Genomic DNA, 19,566 nt, shown 5'->3' on the forward strand with positions numbered 1-19,566 from the left:
TATGGAAACAGCAGAAGTTGAAGAAACGGTAGATCTTCATCCGCAGGACGAAGATGCAAATCGAGTATTTGAGAAATATATTGAACACAAACCCAGCTCCCTTTTTATTCGGTTCTTGATAACACAACGCCATTTCTCCGGATTAATACTGGGAGGCGGTTATGCCTATCTTCGGCACCGGAAAGCAAGCAAAGCGAAATTCAACCTGTTTATTGACATTTTCTTTCGCATCTTATTATGGCTCCATTGGCCCATCCTCAAGAAAAAATTAATCCGACAACCATTTTCTGTTCAGCTCAGAAGACGCCTGGAAATGTTAGGTGCCACCTATATCAAGCTTGGACAAATCATGAGTCTCAGGGAAGATATGCTTCCGAAAGATATCACGGATGAGTTAAAAAAACTATTGGACACCCTGCCGGCTATCAGCTACGACCGGTTTGTGGAACTGGTAGAAGAACAAATAGGACAACCTATTCATCGTGTTTTCTCTGAGGTCAAACAGAATCCGTTAGGCTCCGCCTCTATCGCTCAAACACACCGGGCAACACTCCGAACCGGCGAAGAAGTGGTCTTAAAACTCATCAAACCCGGAACCCGCGAGCTTATACAGACAGACAGCAAGATCATAAAGGTGATGGGAAGTTTCCTAGAACTGTTCATTCCGCAGCTGCAGCCAAAGAATATGTTTACGGAGTTCTGCGATTATACCAATCGTGAAGTAGACTTCAGGTTAGAAGCGGATAATGCAGAAGAGTTCAGCTCCAATTTTATAAAACACCCTGAAATTCATTTTCCAGTTATATACAGAGAATACTCCACCAGCGATTTGATTTGTATGCAGTTTATCCGAGGAATCAAACCCGATGTACGCGCCTATGAACGTTATTCCGAAGAAGACAGAGCAAAAATCGTGGACTACGGCGCCTATGCCATCATTCAGATGCTGTATCACGACGGGTTCTTCCACGCCGATTTACATCCCGGCAATTTAATGATCATGGATGGCCCGAACGGACCACAAGTGGGGTTTATTGATTTAGGCATGGTGGGCAGGTTTGAGGAAAACACCCGGAAAACGATGTTGTATTATTTCAACAGTTTGGTTACCGGAGACCCACTTGGTGCTGCACGATACCTGACTTTACTTGCACGTCCGGGAAAGGGCAGCGATATAGAAGGATTCCGCAGGGCCTTTACCACCGTTGGTAACAAGTGGCTGAAGTCCCCGAATTTCAAAGAGTTTTCTCTGGCACGACTCATACTGGAGTCCGTGGCATTAGGCTCTAAATACCGACTGTACTATCCGTTAGAGTTGGTATTAATGGTAAAGGCCATCATCACCTATGAGGGAGTCGGCAATGTCATTATGCCCGGATTTGACATTCAGAAAGTCAGCAAGAAACACATCCGGAAGATGTTGCTGGGTGAAGTAAATCCGGTTGACCTATTCAAGGCGCAACTGCAGAATGCACCGGAGTTCATGGATATCATCTCCCGTTCCCCATTAGTGCTCTCCGAAGCATTCAAACGGTTTGAAAACGGACTGGTAGAAAAAAAGAAACCCCTTACACAAGGAGTGCAAAATACCATTTTCGGCGGATGCTGTGTTATCGGTGGCTCTATCCTGGCCGCCGCCGGACTGGATTGGATGGTGTTCACGCCGTTGCTGGTATTAGGATTCATACTGGCCTTAAAATCCTGATCTGCTTTTTATCAACTTATTATTTCCAGGTTGCAATCTCTAATACCATCGGATGAAAAATATACATCTCTTACTAATAGCCGGTTGCATACTGATGCTGTCATGTAATAAACCATCCTCCGAAGACACTACTCCTCCGTCTGCTACAGCAGAGATAAAATCGGAAAGCTGGATGCATGATTTAATCACCCTTTATCCGGATAAGACGATTGCGTTAAAAGATATCATGATGCCCGGTGCCCATGATGCCGGCCTGTACGAACTGAATGAATGTACCTTCGGGGCAAATGCCTGCAATACCGAAACACAATTATTAAACTTTTCCCAGCAACTGACACAGGGCATGCGTATTTTTGATGTTCGACCCACTTTATACAATAAAAAATTCTATACGGAACATGCCACATCCTGTAATGGCTTGGGCTGCAAAGGTGCTTTATTATCTACCATCTACTCGCATATCAATGAATTCCTGAACACCCATGCAGAACTGGTCATCCTGGAAATGAGCCACTATTGTGGCACCTCTGTTTCGGATACCGCACTGCTGAATCTAGCCAACCGAACCTTGGATGATAAGATTTACAAAGAGACTGCTGTCTCTACATCTCCCTTCATCAAACGACCCTTAAATGATATAATAGGCAGTGGAACATCCGGTAAGGTGTTATTCATTTATGAAGGCGTATCTGATAATGCCGTCAATAGAGCCAACGGCCTGTTTGCAGGTTCCATTCTTCCCCGCGAGGGCAGCTGGACCAACAGCCACTATTCAGCAGACCTGAAACGCGACCAATTGGCTCAATACAGAAGCTTCTCGAATGACGGAGAACATCTGTTTCAGTTTAGCTGGCAAATCACACAGAATGACCTGCAGGCAATCAATTGCTTCCTGAATCCAAATGCTCCTTATATACATCAAACGGCTGACAGTGCCAATGTGCAGATTGCACCGGTAATGGATTCCCTTATTTCCGTTGGGCAAATCCGCAAAGGCAGGATACCTAATATCATCTATCTGGATTATTCGGAACGTTTCGTAACCAATACGTGCATTAAGATCAGTAAACTGAATAACGAATAAGGTGTCTGTGCATCTTACAATTTAAATCCTTTCGTATAATTATCCCACTTTTCAATCACGGACTGGAAGTTATCGGGCAGGGGTTGTTCAAAATACATTTCCTGGCCGGTACGGGGATGAATAAAACCGAGGCTCTGCGCATGCAGCGCATGGTAAGGCATAAGCTTAAAACAGTTTTCTATGAACGTCTTGTATTTCCCATAAATCGTTCCTGCCAGAATCTGATCCCCGCCGTAACTGTAATCACCGAAAAGTGTATGTCCGATATATTTCAGATGTACACGAATCTGATGGGTGCGCCCGGTTTCCAGTTTGCATTTCACCAAGGTCACATAACCATACCGCTTTATCACTTCATAATTGGTAGCTGCAAATTTTCCGGCACTGCCATCTTCCACAGCCATAAACACTTTCCGGTTGCGCGGATTACGGGCAATATTGCACTCTATCCTTCCTGTCTTATCTTCTATGTCACCCCAAACCATCGCGATATAGTGGCGTTTGATGGTTCTGTCAAAAAACTGTTTGGATAAATGATTGAGAGCATGTTCGGTTTTGCCTATGATGATTAATCCGGATGTATTCTTATCCAGACGATGCACTAAACCCGGGCGTGTATCACCGGAAATCTGTGGAAGGTCTTTACAATGCCATAATAAGGCATGCACCAGGGTGCCGTGAAAATTTCCGTGGCCGGGATGGCAAACCATACCGGCTTTCTTGTTGACCAGCAGCACGTCCTCGTCTTCGTATACGATATCCAGCGGAATATTTTCAGGCTCTACCGTATAATCCCAGACGGGATTCGGCAATATCACCTGAATCAGGTCATTCGCCTTGATTTTATAATTGGATTTAACCGGTTTATTATTCACCAAGATACTTCCCGCCTCTACCGCATTCTGTATTTTATTGCGCGAAACCGCCTGTATCTTGTCCGACAGGTATTTATCAATCCGTACGGGCTCCTGACCTTTATCTATGACAAACCGGTAATGTTCAAAGAGTTCATCTTCGCTTTCTTCTGTAATCTCTATGCTTTCCATCGGATTCATTGACGCTTCTTAATGCTCTGCAGATAAGAAAAATGTAGTTATTGCCCTTAAAAACATTCAACATTAAACACTTCGGCAAATTTAGCGATTAAAACCCGCTTAACTTCATTAAGGTTTATCTCATTTCTGCCGTCTTTCCGTTCATGTTGAATCGAGGTAACCCCTTTATCCGTAAATCCGCAAGGATGGATATACTTGAAGTAGCTCAAATCCATATCCACATTTAAGGCAAAACCATGCATGGTCACCCATCGGGAGGTTTTAACGCCAAACGCCGCAATCTTTTTAGTCTGATCATCTGATTTTGAATCCACCCAAACGCCCGTAGCATCGGGTATCCTATAGCCCGCAATACCATATTCTGCGATGGTTTGTATCATCACTTCTTCCAGCATGCGCATGTATAGTTTGATATCGGACGAAAAATATTCCAGGTCTAAAATAGGATATCCCGTGATTTGTCCCGGCCCGTGAAAGGTGACATCCCCCCCTCTGCTGATATGGAACACATCTACACCTTTCTCATTCAGAAAATCTTCGGATAATAAAACATTTTGTTCGTTGGCTGCCTTGCCTAAGGTGATGACCGGATGATGTTCACACAAGTACAAAGAATGAGCGTCCGAATTGGACTGCCCCCTTAGTTTGTTATCGATCAGTTCTTCGAATTTATGCGTTTGAATCGCCAAAGCATCCGCGTACTTCATCAAACCTACATCAATAATTTGTAATTTTTGCATGATAGTCGACAGTCAATGGCCAATGGACGACAGCAAAAGAAGCAGTGGGCTATTGGGTATGGACAATGGATAATTCTAAAATGGATGTTCCGCGAGCTTGTTTTTCAGTTTGCCGATCACATCGACCTCTACGGCATCCACACCTTTCAACTCAGCCAGATAATAGGATACCCAGTCTGTCAGATGAATCAGATACATGCTTCGAACCAGATCGTAATCCCCTTTGGAATAAATCTCTATCACATCACTGGCATATTGACCGACTACCTCTTTTGTAAATTCCATGCGCTCCTGATTGCGTTCAAAATCCTGGTTATTGCGGATAAACACCACCGCGATGTTTTCGTTCTTTTCGCGCCAGCCGACCAGCTCATTATGGTTCATTTCCGGCACCACATGATGCCAGCAAAGCATTTTTGCATTTTCATTGATTTGCTGACGGAAACGTATGGATACTCCTTCAAATTTAGCATCCGAGTAAATCACCGGAATTTTACCGCTTAACTTCTGTGCAATTTCTTTCGCCTGTGACTTGATGGCTGCTTCGTCTGTTTCCAGTAAGGTAATTGCCTCCTGCAGGTATTGCTTAAATCCGTCTTCCAGCAAACCTAAATGAAACAAAATATACAATAGCTGCACATACGACTGTCCGAATGCGGCCCGCGGCGGTGAACCACCGTCAATATTCACAAAATCGATATCGTTCGTTTCCGCGTATTCCTGAATCAATCCGCCGGACGTGATACATACAATCTGCGCATTTTTTTTGAACGCCTGCATCAGCGCCGACAACGTTTCTTCGGTATTGCCCGAATACGATGATATGATGACCAGCGTATTCTCATTGACGAAGGCCGGAATCTGGTATTCTTTGTTGACAATAACAGGCACGGATAAATCATCTCTCAGTACATTGGACAAAATCGTACCACCGATACCGGAACCACCCAGACCCGAAATTAAAATATTGCGTATCGGAAATTTATTCTTACCGATTTTAGCCTTCTCCCCGATTTCAATCGCTCGTTTCAGTTGAGCAGGGAACCCCTGTATCAAATCATCCATTTTCATAATTAATTATATTTAAACACATCGAAATATAGATTCTTAAGCTAAAATTTGCTTTAGCAAATCCTATAAATCACTTTTCAAATGAAATCCTGCAAAAATAAACCCCAAAAGAATACATAGAAATGAATAAATTCATTTTATCATGAATCTATGTGTTTATAATCAGACTGTAAAAAAACGAAAAAATCGCCATACTCAAAAATCATTTATCTTTATACACGTTAATTTTATGAAAAACAACGCGCAAACGGGACAAAATGCCGAACTTTTAGCACAGGCCTATCTTATAAAGAAGAACTACCGCATTTTGTTCACCAACTGGCGCCATAAACACGCTGAAATTGACATAATCGCCCGGGATGGCAACGTGGTAGTGTTTATTGAGGTGAAAGCCAGAAAAAACAACTCATTCGGCCATCCGGAAGAATTTGTAGACAAACATAAGATGAAAAAAATGCACGAGGCGGCCGAAGCATATATCCAACAATCCGACTGGCCCGGTGAGCTGCGTTTTGACATCATCTCGATAGAAAACGAGACAAAGATCACGCATTTTGAAGATGCATTTTACTGAACCACAACAAGCCTGCTGGATTCATTAACAGATTTTTTCATACCTTTGTCAACTATTCCATTTACAACCACAACTTAACTAAATGACCAACGAACAATATAAAACACTTCAAGAAAGAGTCAGCTCTTTTGGGAGGTATCTTTGACGTCGCTAACAAGGCAGAACAAATTAAAGACGACGAAGCCAAAACCCTAGCGCCGAATTTCTGGGACGACCAGCTCAAGGCACAGGCCTTAATGAAAGAAATCAAGCAGAACAAGCATTGGGTGTCTTTGTACAAAAACGTCGAAAAGAAATTCGATGACTTAATGGTATTGCGTGAATTCCAGGAAATGGGCGAAGCCACCGAAGAAGAGGTCGACCGGCAATACGAAACCATCCTTGCCGAGCTGGATGACAATGAATTCAAATCCACCCTCAAAAACGAAGAAGACAACCTGAGCGCCATTCTCGAAATCAATGCCGGCGCGGGCGGTACGGAAGCCTGCGACTGGGCAGGTATGCTGATGCGCATGTACACCATGTGGGCGAATAAAAACAACTATAAAGTAACAGAACTGGATTACCAGGCGGGTGAGGTGGCCGGTGTCAAATCGGTATCGCTGGAAATAGATGGTGATTTTGCGTTCGGCATGCTGAAAGGCGAGAACGGCGTACACCGCCTTGTCCGGATCTCTCCATTTAATGCGCAGGGCAAACGCATGACCTCCTTCTGTTCAGTGTTTGTGCATCCGGTTGTGGACGATTCCATCGATATAGAAATCAATCCAGCCGATTTGGAGTGGGATGTTTTCCGGGCGCAGGGTGCCGGCGGACAGCACGTCAACAAAACGGAATCCGCGGTACGCGTGCGGCATTTGCCGAGTGGTATTGTCTGCGAATGCCAGACACAGCGCTCGCAGATACAGAACCGTGAAACGGCCCTGAAGATGCTGAAATCAAAATTGTATGAAGCGGAACTGCAGAAACAACTGGAAGCCCGGGATGCCATCGAAGCGCAGAAGATGAAAAACGAATGGGGCTCGCAGATCCGAAGTTATGTGCTGGACGACCGATGGGTGAAAGATTTGCGGACAGGCTATAAGGTGACCAACCCGGATAATGTGCTGGACGGCGACCTCAACGGATTTTTCAAAGCCTACCTCTTGCATAAATCAGGTTGATTTTTATAAATTACTGTTGGATTTTACAAAATTCATTTTTGGATACCCTTTATTCCTGAATACTATGGAAAACAAACTTATCAAAGATGCAGATTACTATTTGGATGAAATCGGCAGAATGGTAATTACGGAGGCCTATCATCTGAAGCGTGGACATTGCTGCAAGAATGACTGCAAACATTGCCCATGGAAAGATGAACATGAAATTGAGCCCATATTTGATGGTCAATAGACGATGGACCATGGACTATGGACCAATAACTATTAACCAATCAGGCTCCTTTCAGAAAATAATTGACGAGTCTTTTTTCCAGCCAGTTGTGTTCGGCTTTCAGGTCTTCGCAGAAACCGACATGCCCGCCGCCGATGGGAATTTCCAAGTGAAAACTTTTCGATTTTCTGGCCACCTGGACAGGATAGCATTCCCTGGTCAGCAAGGGGTCATTATCCGTGTTAATCAGCAAGGTGGGAGTCTTTATCTTTTTGAGGTAGGTGGATGCCTGAACGGTTACATTGTAATCATGGATATTCTTAAATCCATGCATCGGCACGGTGCAGCGTTCCGTAAACTCCCATAAGTTCCGGGCTTTCGCGATCGACTTATAATCCATCGCATCCGGGTAACGGGATTGTTTCAACAGCACCTTATCTTTCACCTGTTGGGTAAAACGGCGTTCATAAATCTTATTCCACCCTTTGATCAGATGCGGAAAGGACGTTTCGTAATGCAGCGGCACAGACACCGCCACCGCCGCATCTATTGTGTGTACATTATTCCATTTCTCCTCGCCCAGATATTTCAGGGTCAGGTTGCCGCCCATGGAAATACCAATCAGGCTGTAGGAATCGTAGGTATTATTTTTCTGGATGTGTTCAATCACATAATGCAGGTCTTCCGTTTTCCCGGAATGATACCCGAAAAACTGACGGTTGTCTTCCCCGCTGCATCCCCTGTAATTCCAGACACAGACATCATATCCGTTTTTATTCAGAATTTTTACCAGGCCTTTGGCATACACACGCTGGGAACTGCCCTCAAAACCATGCGAGATGATAATAAGTTGTTTACTGTCGATTCGGCTCCAGTCTAAATCCAGAAAATCATCGTCCCAGGTTTCTATCCGCTCGCGCTGATAGCTCACCCCTTCCACCTGACGGTATAAATTTGGCACAATGGTTTGCAGGTGCCTGGTATAAAGCCACTTCGGGGTTTTCAATATGGGAGAAGTCAGGAGCATCTATGTTTCAGGTTCAAGTTATACATTCCTGCCGAAAAAGTCAAGCAGGTAGCCATTCACTTCATCCGGGCAGTCATTCTGCGTCCAGTGTGAACAGTCCCTGATATACCTGATGTCCAGTGCCGCATTGATGTGTTGCTGCGTATTGAACGTCAGTTCCTTGCCCAATGCTTTGTCGCCTTCGCCCCAAATCAGCAGCGTCGGTGACTGTATCTTATTTTTAAAAATGCTGACATTCGGTTTCGTCTGCAGCATGGCGCGGTAATAATTGATGGAACCTGTCAGCGCGCCTTTTTGCTGAAAGGCATGCACAAATTCATCCAGGTCAGCATCCGTGAAATTTTCCTTGTGGTACATCCATCCGCGTACAAATTGTTTGAAGAACAAGGGCAACACATACGAGTACAGCAACTCCGGCAATAACGGAATCTGGTGCATGAACATATACCAGCTGCGCAGCAACTGTGACGGATTTTCCTTAAAACTCTTCAGCATCTCTTTCGGATGCGGGCAGTTCAGCACCGCCAGTTTTTCCGTCATCCCGGGATACATGGCCGCGAATGCCCACGCCACCGCACCGCCCCAGTCGTGGCCGACGATAAACGCCTTATCAAAACCCAGTTTCGGAATCAGCGCCGCGATATCCGAAGCCACCACATCGGTTTTATAATTGGACACTCCGTGCGGTTTATCACTCAGGTTAAACCCCCGTAAATCCGGAGCCACCACCGTATATTTTTCCGCGAGCACAGGAATCTGATACCGCCAGGTGTACCAGAACTCCGGCCAGCCGTGCAGGAGCACCACCAGCTTTTTGCCGGTGCCCTGTCTGGCGATGTGCAGTTTAATGCCGTTTACTTCCACAAATTCGTGCGTGATAGTCCTGTTATCCATTTTCATTGAGTTTGAATGAGCATAAAAGTAAATTTATTCCCTAAATTTATCAAACAAGCATCACTTATTTTTCAAACTTTCACACATGCAGCACGAAATCACACAAGCAGGACCCCTGCTGAACGAAGAAGGCAGCCTTTCGCAAAAAGGCTGGGCAAAAGATTTAGTTTTACGGTATGACCGCAATGCCATCAAGGCCTCCGGACTGCGAATCAAGGAATGGGATTATTACTGCATCCTGCAGGAAGATTTTGGCATTGCACTCACCGTGGCGGATAATTCCTACCTGTCCCTGATAGCCGTCAACGTGTTTGATTTCATTCATAATAAAGAAACCACCGACATGGTACTCCTCCCGTTTACGATGGGGAAATTAAATATGCCCTCGCACTCCGCCTTCGGCGATACGGTGGTACAGCACAAAAAGGTGCAGATATCCTTTCGGCATATCGAAGGAAGGCGGCAGCTGGATGTTGATTTTCCGTCGTTCAACAACCGAAAAGGAATAACAGGAAGCATATCGCTGACACCTCTGAACAAGGACAGCATGGTAATTGCCACGCCCTGGAAAGAAGACCCGCTGGCATTTTACTACAACCAGAAAATCAACTGCCTGGCGGCGGCGGGTTCATTCACCGTTGGCAATGAGACGCATGTATTCGAACCGGAGAAAGCGCTGGGTGTGCTGGATTGGGGACGCGGCGTGTGGACCTATAAAAACCGCTGGTACTGGGGTTCCGCATCCGGCTATGTGGACGGACAGCCGTTTGGTTTCAATATCGGCTATGGCTTTGGCGATACCTCGGCGGCCACGGAGAACATGTTGCTGTACAACGGCGTGGCCCATAAGCTGGAAGATGTGAAATTCATCATCCACACGAACGACTACCTGCAGCCCTGGAAATTCACGAGTAACGACGGGCGTTTTGAATTAGATTTTCAACCTGCGATAGACCGCTATTCCAATACCAACCTGCTGCTGCTGCAATCCAAACAGCACCAGGTGTTCGGTTATTTCAGCGGAAAGGTGATACTGGATGACGGCATAGTGCTCACTATTGACCGGCTGCTGGGATTTGCGGAAGATGTGCTGAACAGATGGTAGAAGCAGGGCGGCTACTGACACCTATTCAATACATAAGAAACGATTCTCTATATAGTTGGTAAAACAGCGGAGATATAAACACAAATAAGCACTAAGAGCATACAAAATATAATATACCTATTTGATTATTTATGAAAAATACTATATTTGACAAAACGTAACAAAGGAGCGTGTATACAACATAGAGTAGTTAGTATATGCGAACCAATGGTGCGCATATAAACAGTTAGGGGGAGAAGAAAAAAGAGGGGTTTGGGGGAGAAAAGAAAAAAAATTCCCAAAAAAAAGAAAAGGGGGCCCGGGCCCGGGGGGGGGGGGGGGGCATCAGGAAGTTTCTCCGCGTGGGAGGGGGGGTTGGGAAAAAAAGACGGGGGGAAAATACGCGGGGGGCCGCGAGGAGGGAAGGAGAAGAGAGAAAGGGGGGGGAGGGGCGGGGGGGGCGGGCGGGAAGGGAAAAAAAAAAAAAAAAAAAAAAAAAGAATCCCGCCGCCCCCCCCCCCCCCCGCGGCACCGCCACCCCCAACACCCCGCCCGGGGGGGGGCGCCCCCCCCCGGCCCGCGCCCCCGGCAACGTTGGCTGTAATGCCTTCGCACCATTAGCCCTTAATCTAAAAAGTGTAGCACGACAGACCGAATACGAATAACCGACATATAGAATATTATAACTTTGCTTCAATGAAATTTGCAAATCCCTTTAGTAATCTCAATATAGCCGAGCAAAATCAAAAATGGGTATTACCTGTATTTCTGCTTCTGTTTATCCCTTTTTATGTATTGATAGTGTATGTGATTACTTTTTCATGGACACTAGTCGCGGTTCCGCTTGACAAGGATGAATTATTTGCCAATCCCAAGTATTCGTTTTATATCAAAGTTGTGCTGATTACAATAGCGGTTATCAGCCTATACAGAGTGGCATTAGCCCTGTATGACTTCTTTAGGTATAATAACAGACCTAATAATAAAATTTCAGCTAATTATTTGTATTGGATAGTTAGTAGCACGATATTGTCTCAACTAGTTTTTATTGTATTTGCCTTTACGCTTTCAAAAACGCTTCAACTTTTAGCCGGCTGGCAGGCAAATGATGTTTACGGGTTAATTACCGATAGTGGTTCAAAAGCCAAAAGCGTTTATCACCTCATTCCAAACCTGATACAATTGCCAGGTGTTGTAGCAGCAATTATTATCTATCTAGTTTGGTCTTTTTTGCTCTACGTCAACCATTATTTAGGTCATGTATCACGACTAATGTGGTTGCTTTCGCATCGTCCGCACCATGTTACCACTGCCCTGACTAATGGCACAGGTTTTTTAGCCGACATGCAGTTTATTATCGGTTGGATTGTAGTCATTATTGAGACAGTTATAGTAGTTCTAATTTCTAAACTCATTACTACCGAACAGGAAACTGTTGTTATTATGTTTTTTGGTTTTGCGGTATTTTATCAATTGCTAGAAGTAACTAACCATGCAGCTACTTTTTTATCAGCCTATGAAAAACAATAAGGTTCTAAACTTCATTTCTAAACTATTTGTTACCGGCCCTTATCATGTCTTGCATCATTCATCGCACGAAGACCACGCCATGGCAAACCTTGGCGGAAATACCGGACTTTGGGACTATATTTTTGGAACTTATTGCGACTTACCTGAAAACGAACCCAACTTTGGACTAACCCATCAGCCTGCATTGGAGTTGTCTGCAACGGCAATAGTTTTTGGAGGTTTGCAACAAATATATTACGAGTTGACACACAACAAAGATTTCTTAACACGGCTCAAAATTATTTTCGGTGGCATCTATTACAAACCACCTTTTACCAAAGACTTTTTAATTATTGCTGATGGCAGACAACATGTGGTTTTACATAAGATACTACAATAGTTTGTGTGATACATTTACTTTGTCGCAGTTCACAGTCAGACAAGGAGAGTATCAGTTCAACCTGTACGGTAACTCTTCCTGTGGACGAGTAATGGCACATGCCGCTAACAACAATTTGGCAAAAGTGGCGGTTTCGTTCTCCGCAGACACTTTTATGGTTACAGAAAGTTCAGTTCTCCGCATCAACATTTGTGGTAAAAATCGCCACCTTCGCCAAACTGCAAAACCGTTATCGGCTATTATTAGTTTGAGTACAATAAATTAGTTCCGAAAACAAAATTAAATAAGAAAATTATGAATATACAATGTTTTCAGCACGTACATTACGAAGATTTAGGTTGTATTGCAAGTTGGATTGAATTGAATGGTCATATTTTAAATTATACACGATTCTTTGAAAATCATAAAATTCCCAATATTGATGATATAGATTTGTTAATTATAATGGGAGGGCCGATGAGTGTTAATGATGAGGGAAAATTCACCTGGCTTAAGACTGAGAAAAATGCAATTAAAGAAGCAATTGTAAAAAATAAAATAGTCATCGGAATCTGTTTAGGATCTCAGCTTGTTGCAAATGTATTAGGTGAAGAAGTATACAGAAATTCAGAGAAGGAGATAGGATGGCATGATATAAATTTAATTGAACAAAATGAATCTGAAAATATAATAAATAATAATACTAAAAGATTAAAGGTATTTCATTGGCATGGTGAAACGTATAAATTGCCCAATAATTCAATGCGTTTAGCTTATTCAGAATGTTGCGAAAATCAAGCATTTTTATACAATAAAAAGGTTTTGGGACTTCAATTCCATTTAGAAGTAACTAAAAATAGTGTTGCTGCAATGTTAAAGAATGGTAGAAATGAATTGAATAATGGAAAGTATATCCAGTCAGAAAGCGAAATTCTAAATCAAACAGAATTTATAGAATCAAATAATAAAATTATGTTTCAAATTTTAAACAGACTTATAAAAAACAACAGCTGGTAACAAACCCTAGCAAAAATGCGGGATGTAGAAGGTTTGCAACGTCTCATCCTACATCGGGGCTTGTCACGGGGGATACAGACGAAGCTCCACAATCCCGCACCCTCGTAGTCGTTGTATGTAGCCAACAAAGGCGAGAGATTTCTATCTTTTATTTATATTTATAAACAGATGAGGAAGATTTTTCACAATCTGACTTTACCTGCAGTAATTAATCAACATCAATATATAGTATGAATATCATCAAAATGATTAAAAAAATAGGCGTAGGACTTTTTGTTCTAATTGTAATAGTATTAATTTCTGGATTTATTTTTGAGAGAGTATCTCGCACAGAAGCAGAAAAAATTTCACCATATGGGGATTTTGTTCAACTTGAAAATCATCGTTTACATTATTTACAAAAGGAACAGGTGGACAAACTGTAGTTTTTGAAACAGCCTTTGATCCGGCTGGGCATTTACAATGGTTAAATATACAAAAAAACCTACCTAAAACATTTACAACTATTTCCTATGACAGAGCGGGTGTATTATGGAGCGAAAGAGGAATAAATCCTAAATCAGGTGAGAAAATTGCTGAAGAATTGTACGAATTATTGAAAAAAGCAAAAGCACCGAAGCCATACATTTTAGTTGGACACTCTTTAGGAGGTATCTTAACTCGTTTTTTTGTTAAAAAATATTCACCAGATGTCGCAGGAATAATACTTGTAGACAGTCAGTTTCCCAATGATCAAGATTTTTTATCTCCAAAATTGTATGAAATGGTAAATCAGGGATTACCAAGCAGATTTTTAAAATTTGGAAACGAGTTTGGATTTGTAAGAGTAATGTTTGACAATATGTTCCCAAATACAGAACAATACAAGTATCAGAATTCAATCATGCCAACTTTGTTGTATAAAAGTGCTTATGGTGTACTTGAAGAACAAGATGAAATGAAGAATATTAAGAACGAAGCAAGCAAAATAAATTCATTTGATTCTATACCGTTGGTTGTAATTACAGCTGCTGATAAAAATCGGTTTAACAATTTTATTTCAGACGAAAAATTGAAATCAGAGATGCTAAATGCTTGGGATAAAATGCAAAAGAATTTATTAAATTTATCCTCAGAGAGTAAACAGATTTTAGCGACAAATAGTGGACATTACATCAATCAAGACCAACCGGAAATTATTGAAAATGAAATAATTGAAATGTTAAAAAAATTACAAAATACCGTTCGCCGTCGTTAGTTTGTAACCAACGAACTGCCAACCTAAAAAAACAACAGTAAGCAAAATTATGTCAAGATTTATCTTTATAATAAAGGTGACTTGTAAGCCACCCTGTTTATAGTGCCACTCAATAGTAGACATTTTTCTACCGTTACTATCTTTTAGCTCCGCAAAAATCTCCATCCGCTTATTCTCCTTTATCGAGTCCTTTTTCAAAGTCCTCTGACAAATTTTCAAAACTGCCGACCTCGAGGGTCGGGAAACAGCCAACTAATACAGTTCTTGAAAACATTTGCAGCAGATAACTTCGCTGTACTGGCTATGACGGGATGAAAGGCAGCTACTTCGTTCGATTTGACGGGAACACAACAGGCGGCTGCATAGGCTTTATCCTCTCTCCATTTAGCTATCGGAGGGAATACGGTAAATGCCTAATATTTGGAAATTTGTACAATTGCATCTATTTTAGAGTTAGCGGCAAACCTATGTCAATAACATACAACGAAATATTCAAGCAACTTTTGAAAGAATACCATCTGCCGGGCGACCTTTCGTTTTCAATTGACCTGCCTGCAGAAGTTCATAAGATACTTACCGACAAAATAATAATGACAGGACTGGGAATCACTTTAGAATCATTTGGAGGGCTTTACAAAGCAACGCAGGACTGGGAAAATCAATCCATTATTGAAGACAACGAAAATCATTTTCACGTAGACTGGCTTATAGCACCTGCAGACAGCAAAAATGCTTTTATGCTTGGTGTCAAGACGCTGATCTTGCTTGCTGAAAAATTTCAAAAAGAAAGAGTTAATGGTATTCGCTTCTGGTATGCATTTCAGACACCGGAACTTGGCAAACTTTGGGCAAAACACAATAATCTGGATGAAGAAGATAAGGAACACCTTATAAGCGACAGATTAAGTTTTTATAAATTGCGGGAAGGAGAAAATAAGATAGCAGCTAACGAAGATGGCCATAAATTCTGGGCAATATTGACAATAGATATATAAAAACAGTCCTCAAACTGCAAATACATTACACCCTGGTCTTAGCGCATCACTGATTGTCCTTGCCGCACATTTTGTTTGTTTTTTATCTGGCGAGTGTTCCGCAGGATTACTTCAGTCCACCTCGAGGGTTGAAACTACAACCCCATCCTATCGGCAAGAAGGTAACAACCTTTGAATACTCCGCACTTACGCAATTCTGGCTCATTCCATTGATTTTTCGCAAATAAAATGTACCTCTCTTCATTCAGTGTGACCTCGAGGGTGGTAAGACGAAAACGACAGACAGGCGTTGCGGTCGCTACGCCGGCAGCCATTGCTGTAAAAACCGGATTTGGTTGCCGCCCATAATCTGTGCTACCTCTTCTTCTTCAAACCCTTCCTTCAGCAAGGCATCCGTGAGCAAAACCAGCGAACTGATATCGAACTGGGTGGCCACAGCTCCGTCAAAATCCGAACCGAGTGCTATATGCTCCACACCTGCCCGGTTCACGGCATAGCGGATGGTTTTCGCAATACCCGCCGGTGAGATGTCGCACACCGCTTCGCTCCAGTAACCGATGCCGATGAGCCCGCCTTTTTCCGCCACGGCTTTCAAGTGTGCATCGCTGAGGTTACGCAGACTGTCCTTCGTGCCTCGTAACCCTGTATGCGACACCACGACCGGTTTATGGGAATACGCCAGCACATCCTCAATCAGCTGTTCGGACGCATGCGCCAGGTCAACGGTGATATACAGTTCCTCCATCTTTCGCACTGCTGCCTTTCCAAAATCGGTCAGTCCCCCCTTTTGCATGCCGGTGGAAGAACCGCCCGCATCGTTGTCAAAGAAGTGCACAAGCCCCATCATCCGGTATCCGGCCTGGTGCAGCACCTCCAGATTTTCCAGCCTGCCTTCCAGCGCGTGCAGCCCCTCCACCGCCAGCATGCCTGCCGCCATTTTCAGCGAATGGATCCGCTTCTCCAGAAATGCGTTCAGTTCTTTCTGATTTTTAATGACACTGAACCGTCCTGCCGAATTCGCGGCGGCTTTATGAACCAGCTCTGCATTGTGCAGCGCCCTTTCTTTTAAACTGAACCAGCTGCGCGGCGGCCTTCGGTTCGCAATGGTAAGCAGGGTTATATTATCCGTGCGGTCATCGTTCCGGTCATAATTGAGCCCTCTGGGTGTTTGCGTGACGGCATCAAAAATCTGGAGTGCTGCATTTCCTTCCAGCATACGGGGCAGGTCGATATGTCCGCGTTGATTGCGCTCCAAAAAATTGCGGTCCCACAGGAAACTGTCGGCATGCATATCGGCAATGAGCAGTTTCGCATGCAGTGATTTTGCCTTTTCGGAAACCTCGCCGGTGCCGGGATAATCGCATCTATTGATGTTGCCGTCCACCAGTTTTCCCAAAAAGAAAAAGAAGAAAATGGCTGACGCCAGCAATAAAACAATCAGTACTGTCATGGAATGAACGTATTTAAGACCAGGCCTGCGCCACCAAGGCAGCGGCAGACATGATAGATGACATAGGATTGACACCGATATTACCCGGAAAAAAGGAAGAATCAGCCACCACTAGTCCGTCTATACCTTCCAACTGAAATCTATCCCGCACATTGACCCCGCAAAACAGATGGGTGGCCGCCATCGGCATAATGCCCGGCCCCGGTTTTATGCCGGCAATGGCGCGCGCCTGTTCCACCGTGGTAATCGCTTCCGGGACACCATATACGTGCGGCCATACTTCTTTCGCACCGGCGACAAACATGGCTTCCGCCATCATGGAGATGCCGCGCAGGATAGTGCTTCTGTCTTTGTTCGTCAGGCTATACTTTACCATTGCCCCGAATGGCCCGCGAATGACCTGCCCGCGGGCTTCCGCCTTACAGGCCACCTGCCAGTATGCCGTATGGTCTATTTTCTCCAGGCGGCTTTGCAGTTCTTTTCCAATGCCGGGTACACGTGCCGCTTTCAAATCATAGGGCAGCAGCATGCTTTCAAACTTGATATTTTCTTTTAGCCAGTGCAGCGATTCTGCCGTTTGCGTTCCGCCCGGACCGGTGCTTATCTTTTCATCAAACAAGCCCATGATGGACGAGCCGGGATGCGCCATAAAGCCGTTACCCTGCAGCTTAACGCCGCTATTCAGCAGGAGCCAGGGTGTCTGTACCGCACTGGCTGCCAGAATCACGGCCTGTCTGGCATGTGCCTTGAAAGAAGCTCCCGAGGTGAATTTACCTTCCACTCCGACGGCGCGTTTATGCTGAATGACAACCTTTTTCACTGCACAGCTGCTGTACACCCTTGCACCATTCTTCACGGACATAGATATATAATTTTTGTCCGTACTTTCTTTGCCGTCGTTCGGGCAGCCCAATATGCATCTTCCCAAACCTTTGCAGCCCGGTGTATTTCTGCGGATGGGATGTGCCATATCGCCAAAGCCTTTCAGCATGGCAACGCCGTTTCCTCCCAGCAGATGCGGGGGAGTTTCCGTTATCTGCAATTCCCTGTCGAGAATATCGTTGGCTTCCATGAGTTCCTTCCAGGGCAACAGTCTTTCCCATTTCTTATCGGCAGCCACCCATTCCTGCCATACCCATTCCGGAAAACGAATCTGTATGGCTGCGTTGATGACGGAGCCGCCGCCCAGACATTTTCCCTGCAGTAACGGAACCGTTTCCTCGCCTAAGCAAACACTGGTACCCGCATCGCGGTACATCTTTGACATGATTTCCATGGAACTGCCTAAACCGGGTTGGTGCGGTGCACCTTCTTCGACGAGAATGACACTTTTACCCGCAGCAGAAAGCCAACGTGCAACGGTGGAACCGGCACATCCGGAACCGATGATGACAAAGTCAGCATCGTCTTCTACCGCGTGTATGGAATCATTCATCAGCATTGTGTCAAAAAGGCCATTGTCTTCCATAATTCAAAAATGCTGCGGATGTTGGGGTTGGAATGACTGTATATTTTACGGATAATCGCTTGTTTTTTTTCAGCATTCATCCTGTTGAATGGCAATCCATACTGAAAGATGGCAAAAATGTGTGCAACCAGCACCGATGCGCGCAACGCAAAACGGACATGCCACGGAAATTCGCGCGGAAGCCCTTTCCCTGTCCATCCCAGTACTATCGTTTTAAAGATTGCCTCCACTAACGCTAAAAATATTGTTTTTTATGCTAAATTTATAAGTCGGGTAAATAAATTTATTTTTATTTACAACGGTCTTATCATTCAAATATACAGATACACCATGGGAAAGCAATACACGCTGGATGAATTATTAAAGATGAGCAAACAGGAAATCGTTCAGGTATTTCAAAACGGCCACCCCATCAAAACGAAAGAGTTGGACAATACACAATACCTGGGCATTGATGTAGGTATGCCTTCCTGGTTTCATAAATTTTTCTGGAAAACGTTTCGTAAAACTTTTTACCGCGATCCGGAAACAGGCGTACTGCGTGGCTGGAATGTGAAACTGCAGCAACAGGGATGGGACGGTCCGCAAACCCCTAAAAAAGATAAAAAAGGAAATGATCTTTCTTTCGGACATTACCATCTGTTACCGGCAAAGGGTAAAAAATTTCCAAAAGGCTGGGAAGGTGCTGACTACCTCGATTACGGAGTTGCAGGTAACAAACCGGGAGACCCCGCTGCACTGGGTTATTGCCCGCTGGTGGCCATCAATGAAGGGTCCACGGAACTGCTGCTTGGATGGGAAGTCTTTAAGATAGGAAGCCTGTTTATTCCGTTATCCGATTACTGGATATTAAAAAAAGAAGGCCCATTGGAAAAAACAGAACCCCTACCACGCAAACGGTAA

The 19,566-nt window shown here is 44.0% G+C and carries 21 protein-coding genes; 13 read left to right on the plus strand and 8 right to left on the minus strand.

The features are described from left to right. The first annotated feature begins 1 nt into the window (after window position 1). Together IPM95_03490 and IPM95_03495 are read left to right on the plus strand one after the other, a co-directional pair. Window positions 2-1,705 (plus strand): AarF/ABC1/UbiB kinase family protein, encoded by a 1,704-nt coding sequence (locus IPM95_03490; GenBank protein MBK9328380.1) that lies wholly within the window; start codon window positions 2-4, stop codon window positions 1,703-1,705. Between the two features lie 52 nt (window positions 1,706-1,757). Continuing rightward, complete coding sequence (locus IPM95_03495) at window positions 1,758-2,789, plus strand: hypothetical protein (GenBank protein MBK9328381.1); 1,032 nt, start codon at window positions 1,758-1,760, stop codon at window positions 2,787-2,789. Between the two features lie 14 nt (window positions 2,790-2,803). Here IPM95_03495 and IPM95_03500 read toward each other — a convergent pair whose 3' ends face one another. From IPM95_03500 to IPM95_03510, 3 genes are all read right to left on the minus strand, one after another. Then, window positions 2,804-3,835 (minus strand): RluA family pseudouridine synthase, encoded by a 1,032-nt coding sequence (locus tag IPM95_03500; protein MBK9328382.1) that lies wholly within the window; start codon window positions 3,833-3,835, stop codon window positions 2,804-2,806. A 56-nt stretch (window positions 3,836-3,891) separates the two neighbouring features. Further along, window positions 3,892-4,584, minus strand: coding sequence for a lipoyl(octanoyl) transferase LipB (gene lipB / locus IPM95_03505; GenBank protein ID MBK9328383.1), 693 nt, complete (start codon window positions 4,582-4,584; stop codon window positions 3,892-3,894). A gap of 75 nt (window positions 4,585-4,659) precedes the next feature. Then, complete coding sequence (locus IPM95_03510) at window positions 4,660-5,655, minus strand: bifunctional phosphoglucose/phosphomannose isomerase (protein ID MBK9328384.1); 996 nt, start codon at window positions 5,653-5,655, stop codon at window positions 4,660-4,662. A gap of 229 nt (window positions 5,656-5,884) precedes the next feature. On the opposite strand from IPM95_03510, the gene IPM95_03515 reads away from it, so the two are divergent. The 3 genes from IPM95_03515 (at window position 5,885) to IPM95_03525 (ending at window position 7,624) form a co-directional block, all read left to right on the plus strand. Then, complete coding sequence (locus tag IPM95_03515; GenBank protein ID MBK9328385.1) at window positions 5,885-6,229, plus strand: YraN family protein; 345 nt, start codon at window positions 5,885-5,887, stop codon at window positions 6,227-6,229. Window positions 6,230-6,327: 98 nt separating this feature from the next. Beyond that, complete coding sequence (prfB, locus tag IPM95_03520; protein MBK9328386.1) at window positions 6,328-7,392, plus strand: peptide chain release factor 2; 1,065 nt, start codon at window positions 6,328-6,330, stop codon at window positions 7,390-7,392. A gap of 64 nt (window positions 7,393-7,456) precedes the next feature. Beyond that, window positions 7,457-7,624 (plus strand): hypothetical protein, encoded by a 168-nt coding sequence (locus tag IPM95_03525; protein ID MBK9328387.1) that lies wholly within the window; start codon window positions 7,457-7,459, stop codon window positions 7,622-7,624. Window positions 7,625-7,664: 40 nt separating this feature from the next. Here IPM95_03525 and IPM95_03530 read toward each other — a convergent pair whose 3' ends face one another. Together IPM95_03530 and IPM95_03535 are read right to left on the minus strand one after the other, a co-directional pair. Continuing rightward, window positions 7,665-8,630, minus strand: a complete 966-nt coding sequence (locus tag IPM95_03530) for an alpha/beta fold hydrolase (protein ID MBK9328388.1) — start codon at window positions 8,628-8,630, stop codon at window positions 7,665-7,667. A gap of 18 nt (window positions 8,631-8,648) precedes the next feature. Then, window positions 8,649-9,524, minus strand: coding sequence for an alpha/beta hydrolase (locus IPM95_03535; protein MBK9328389.1), 876 nt, complete (start codon window positions 9,522-9,524; stop codon window positions 8,649-8,651). Between the two features lie 85 nt (window positions 9,525-9,609). Between IPM95_03535 and IPM95_03540 the strand changes: the two genes are divergently transcribed. The 7 genes from IPM95_03540 (at window position 9,610) to IPM95_03570 (ending at window position 15,745) form a co-directional block, all read left to right on the plus strand. Then, window positions 9,610-10,629, plus strand: coding sequence for a DUF2804 domain-containing protein (locus IPM95_03540; protein ID MBK9328390.1), 1,020 nt, complete (start codon window positions 9,610-9,612; stop codon window positions 10,627-10,629). Between the two features lie 675 nt (window positions 10,630-11,304). After that, window positions 11,305-12,138: a hypothetical protein gene (locus tag IPM95_03545; GenBank protein MBK9328391.1), complete on the plus strand. Its 834-nt coding sequence runs from the start codon at window positions 11,305-11,307 to the stop codon at window positions 12,136-12,138. Further along, window positions 12,125-12,517, plus strand: coding sequence for a hypothetical protein (locus IPM95_03550; protein MBK9328392.1), 393 nt, complete (start codon window positions 12,125-12,127; stop codon window positions 12,515-12,517). The genes IPM95_03545 and IPM95_03550 overlap by 14 nt, the downstream gene beginning before the upstream one ends. A 294-nt stretch (window positions 12,518-12,811) precedes the next feature. Continuing rightward, the gene (locus IPM95_03555; protein ID MBK9328393.1) at window positions 12,812-13,513 is read left to right on the plus strand and encodes an amidotransferase; all 702 of its coding nucleotides are present in this window, start codon (window positions 12,812-12,814) and stop codon (window positions 13,511-13,513) included. Window positions 13,514-13,743: 230 nt separating this feature from the next. Further along, entirely contained in the window at window positions 13,744-13,938 is a 195-nt protein-coding gene (locus tag IPM95_03560; protein MBK9328394.1) for a hypothetical protein, read from the plus strand. A 47-nt stretch (window positions 13,939-13,985) separates the two neighbouring features. Next, complete coding sequence (locus IPM95_03565) at window positions 13,986-14,750, plus strand: alpha/beta fold hydrolase (protein MBK9328395.1); 765 nt, start codon at window positions 13,986-13,988, stop codon at window positions 14,748-14,750. A 467-nt stretch (window positions 14,751-15,217) separates the two neighbouring features. Next, window positions 15,218-15,745, plus strand: coding sequence for a hypothetical protein (locus IPM95_03570; protein MBK9328396.1), 528 nt, complete (start codon window positions 15,218-15,220; stop codon window positions 15,743-15,745). 298 nt (window positions 15,746-16,043) lie between these two features. Here IPM95_03570 and IPM95_03575 read toward each other — a convergent pair whose 3' ends face one another. The 3 genes from IPM95_03575 to IPM95_03585 are packed head-to-tail and all read right to left on the minus strand — an operon-like array spanning window position 16,044 to window position 18,893. Continuing rightward, complete coding sequence (locus IPM95_03575) at window positions 16,044-17,195, minus strand: dipeptidase (GenBank protein MBK9328397.1); 1,152 nt, start codon at window positions 17,193-17,195, stop codon at window positions 16,044-16,046. Between the two features lie 13 nt (window positions 17,196-17,208). Then, complete coding sequence (locus tag IPM95_03580) at window positions 17,209-18,663, minus strand: GMC family oxidoreductase (GenBank protein ID MBK9328398.1); 1,455 nt, start codon at window positions 18,661-18,663, stop codon at window positions 17,209-17,211. Continuing rightward, on the minus strand, window positions 18,630-18,893 hold the full coding sequence (locus IPM95_03585) for a hypothetical protein (protein MBK9328399.1): 264 nt from the start codon (window positions 18,891-18,893) through the stop codon (window positions 18,630-18,632). The genes IPM95_03580 and IPM95_03585 overlap by 34 nt, the downstream gene beginning before the upstream one ends. 100 nt (window positions 18,894-18,993) lie before the next feature. On the opposite strand from IPM95_03585, the gene IPM95_03590 reads away from it, so the two are divergent. After that, entirely contained in the window at window positions 18,994-19,566 is a 573-nt protein-coding gene (locus IPM95_03590; protein ID MBK9328400.1) for a hypothetical protein, read from the plus strand.

The organism is Sphingobacteriales bacterium (assembly GCA_016719635.1).
GTDB lineage: Bacteria > Bacteroidota > Bacteroidia > Chitinophagales > JADIYW01 > JADJSS01.

Bases quoted from the DNA above. Each gene is read 5' to 3' on its own strand.
- IPM95_03500 (MBK9328382.1), bottom strand. From the start codon at position 3,835: ATGGAAAGCATAGAGATTACAGAAGAAAGCGAAGATGAACTCTTTGAA.
- IPM95_03570 (MBK9328396.1), top strand. From the start codon at position 15,218: ATGTCAATAACATACAACGAAATATTCAAGCAACTTTTGAAAGAATAC.
- IPM95_03560 (MBK9328394.1), top strand. From the start codon at position 13,744: ATGAATATCATCAAAATGATTAAAAAAATAGGCGTAGGACTTTTTGTT.
- IPM95_03530 (MBK9328388.1), bottom strand. From the start codon at position 8,630: ATGCTCCTGACTTCTCCCATATTGAAAACCCCGAAGTGGCTTTATACC.
- IPM95_03590 (MBK9328400.1), top strand. From the start codon at position 18,994: ATGGGAAAGCAATACACGCTGGATGAATTATTAAAGATGAGCAAACAG.
- IPM95_03490 (MBK9328380.1), top strand. From the start codon at position 2: ATGGAAACAGCAGAAGTTGAAGAAACGGTAGATCTTCATCCGCAGGAC.
- lipB (MBK9328383.1), bottom strand. From the start codon at position 4,584: ATGCAAAAATTACAAATTATTGATGTAGGTTTGATGAAGTACGCGGAT.
- IPM95_03515 (MBK9328385.1), top strand. From the start codon at position 5,885: ATGAAAAACAACGCGCAAACGGGACAAAATGCCGAACTTTTAGCACAG.
- IPM95_03510 (MBK9328384.1), bottom strand. From the start codon at position 5,655: ATGAAAATGGATGATTTGATACAGGGGTTCCCTGCTCAACTGAAACGA.
- IPM95_03535 (MBK9328389.1), bottom strand. From the start codon at position 9,524: ATGGATAACAGGACTATCACGCACGAATTTGTGGAAGTAAACGGCATT.
- IPM95_03575 (MBK9328397.1), bottom strand. From the start codon at position 17,195: ATGACAGTACTGATTGTTTTATTGCTGGCGTCAGCCATTTTCTTCTTT.
- IPM95_03525 (MBK9328387.1), top strand. From the start codon at position 7,457: ATGGAAAACAAACTTATCAAAGATGCAGATTACTATTTGGATGAAATC.
- IPM95_03550 (MBK9328392.1), top strand. From the start codon at position 12,125: ATGAAAAACAATAAGGTTCTAAACTTCATTTCTAAACTATTTGTTACC.
- IPM95_03540 (MBK9328390.1), top strand. From the start codon at position 9,610: ATGCAGCACGAAATCACACAAGCAGGACCCCTGCTGAACGAAGAAGGC.
- IPM95_03580 (MBK9328398.1), bottom strand. From the start codon at position 18,663: ATGGAAGACAATGGCCTTTTTGACACAATGCTGATGAATGATTCCATA.
- IPM95_03545 (MBK9328391.1), top strand. From the start codon at position 11,305: ATGAAATTTGCAAATCCCTTTAGTAATCTCAATATAGCCGAGCAAAAT.
- IPM95_03555 (MBK9328393.1), top strand. From the start codon at position 12,812: ATGAATATACAATGTTTTCAGCACGTACATTACGAAGATTTAGGTTGT.
- IPM95_03495 (MBK9328381.1), top strand. From the start codon at position 1,758: ATGAAAAATATACATCTCTTACTAATAGCCGGTTGCATACTGATGCTG.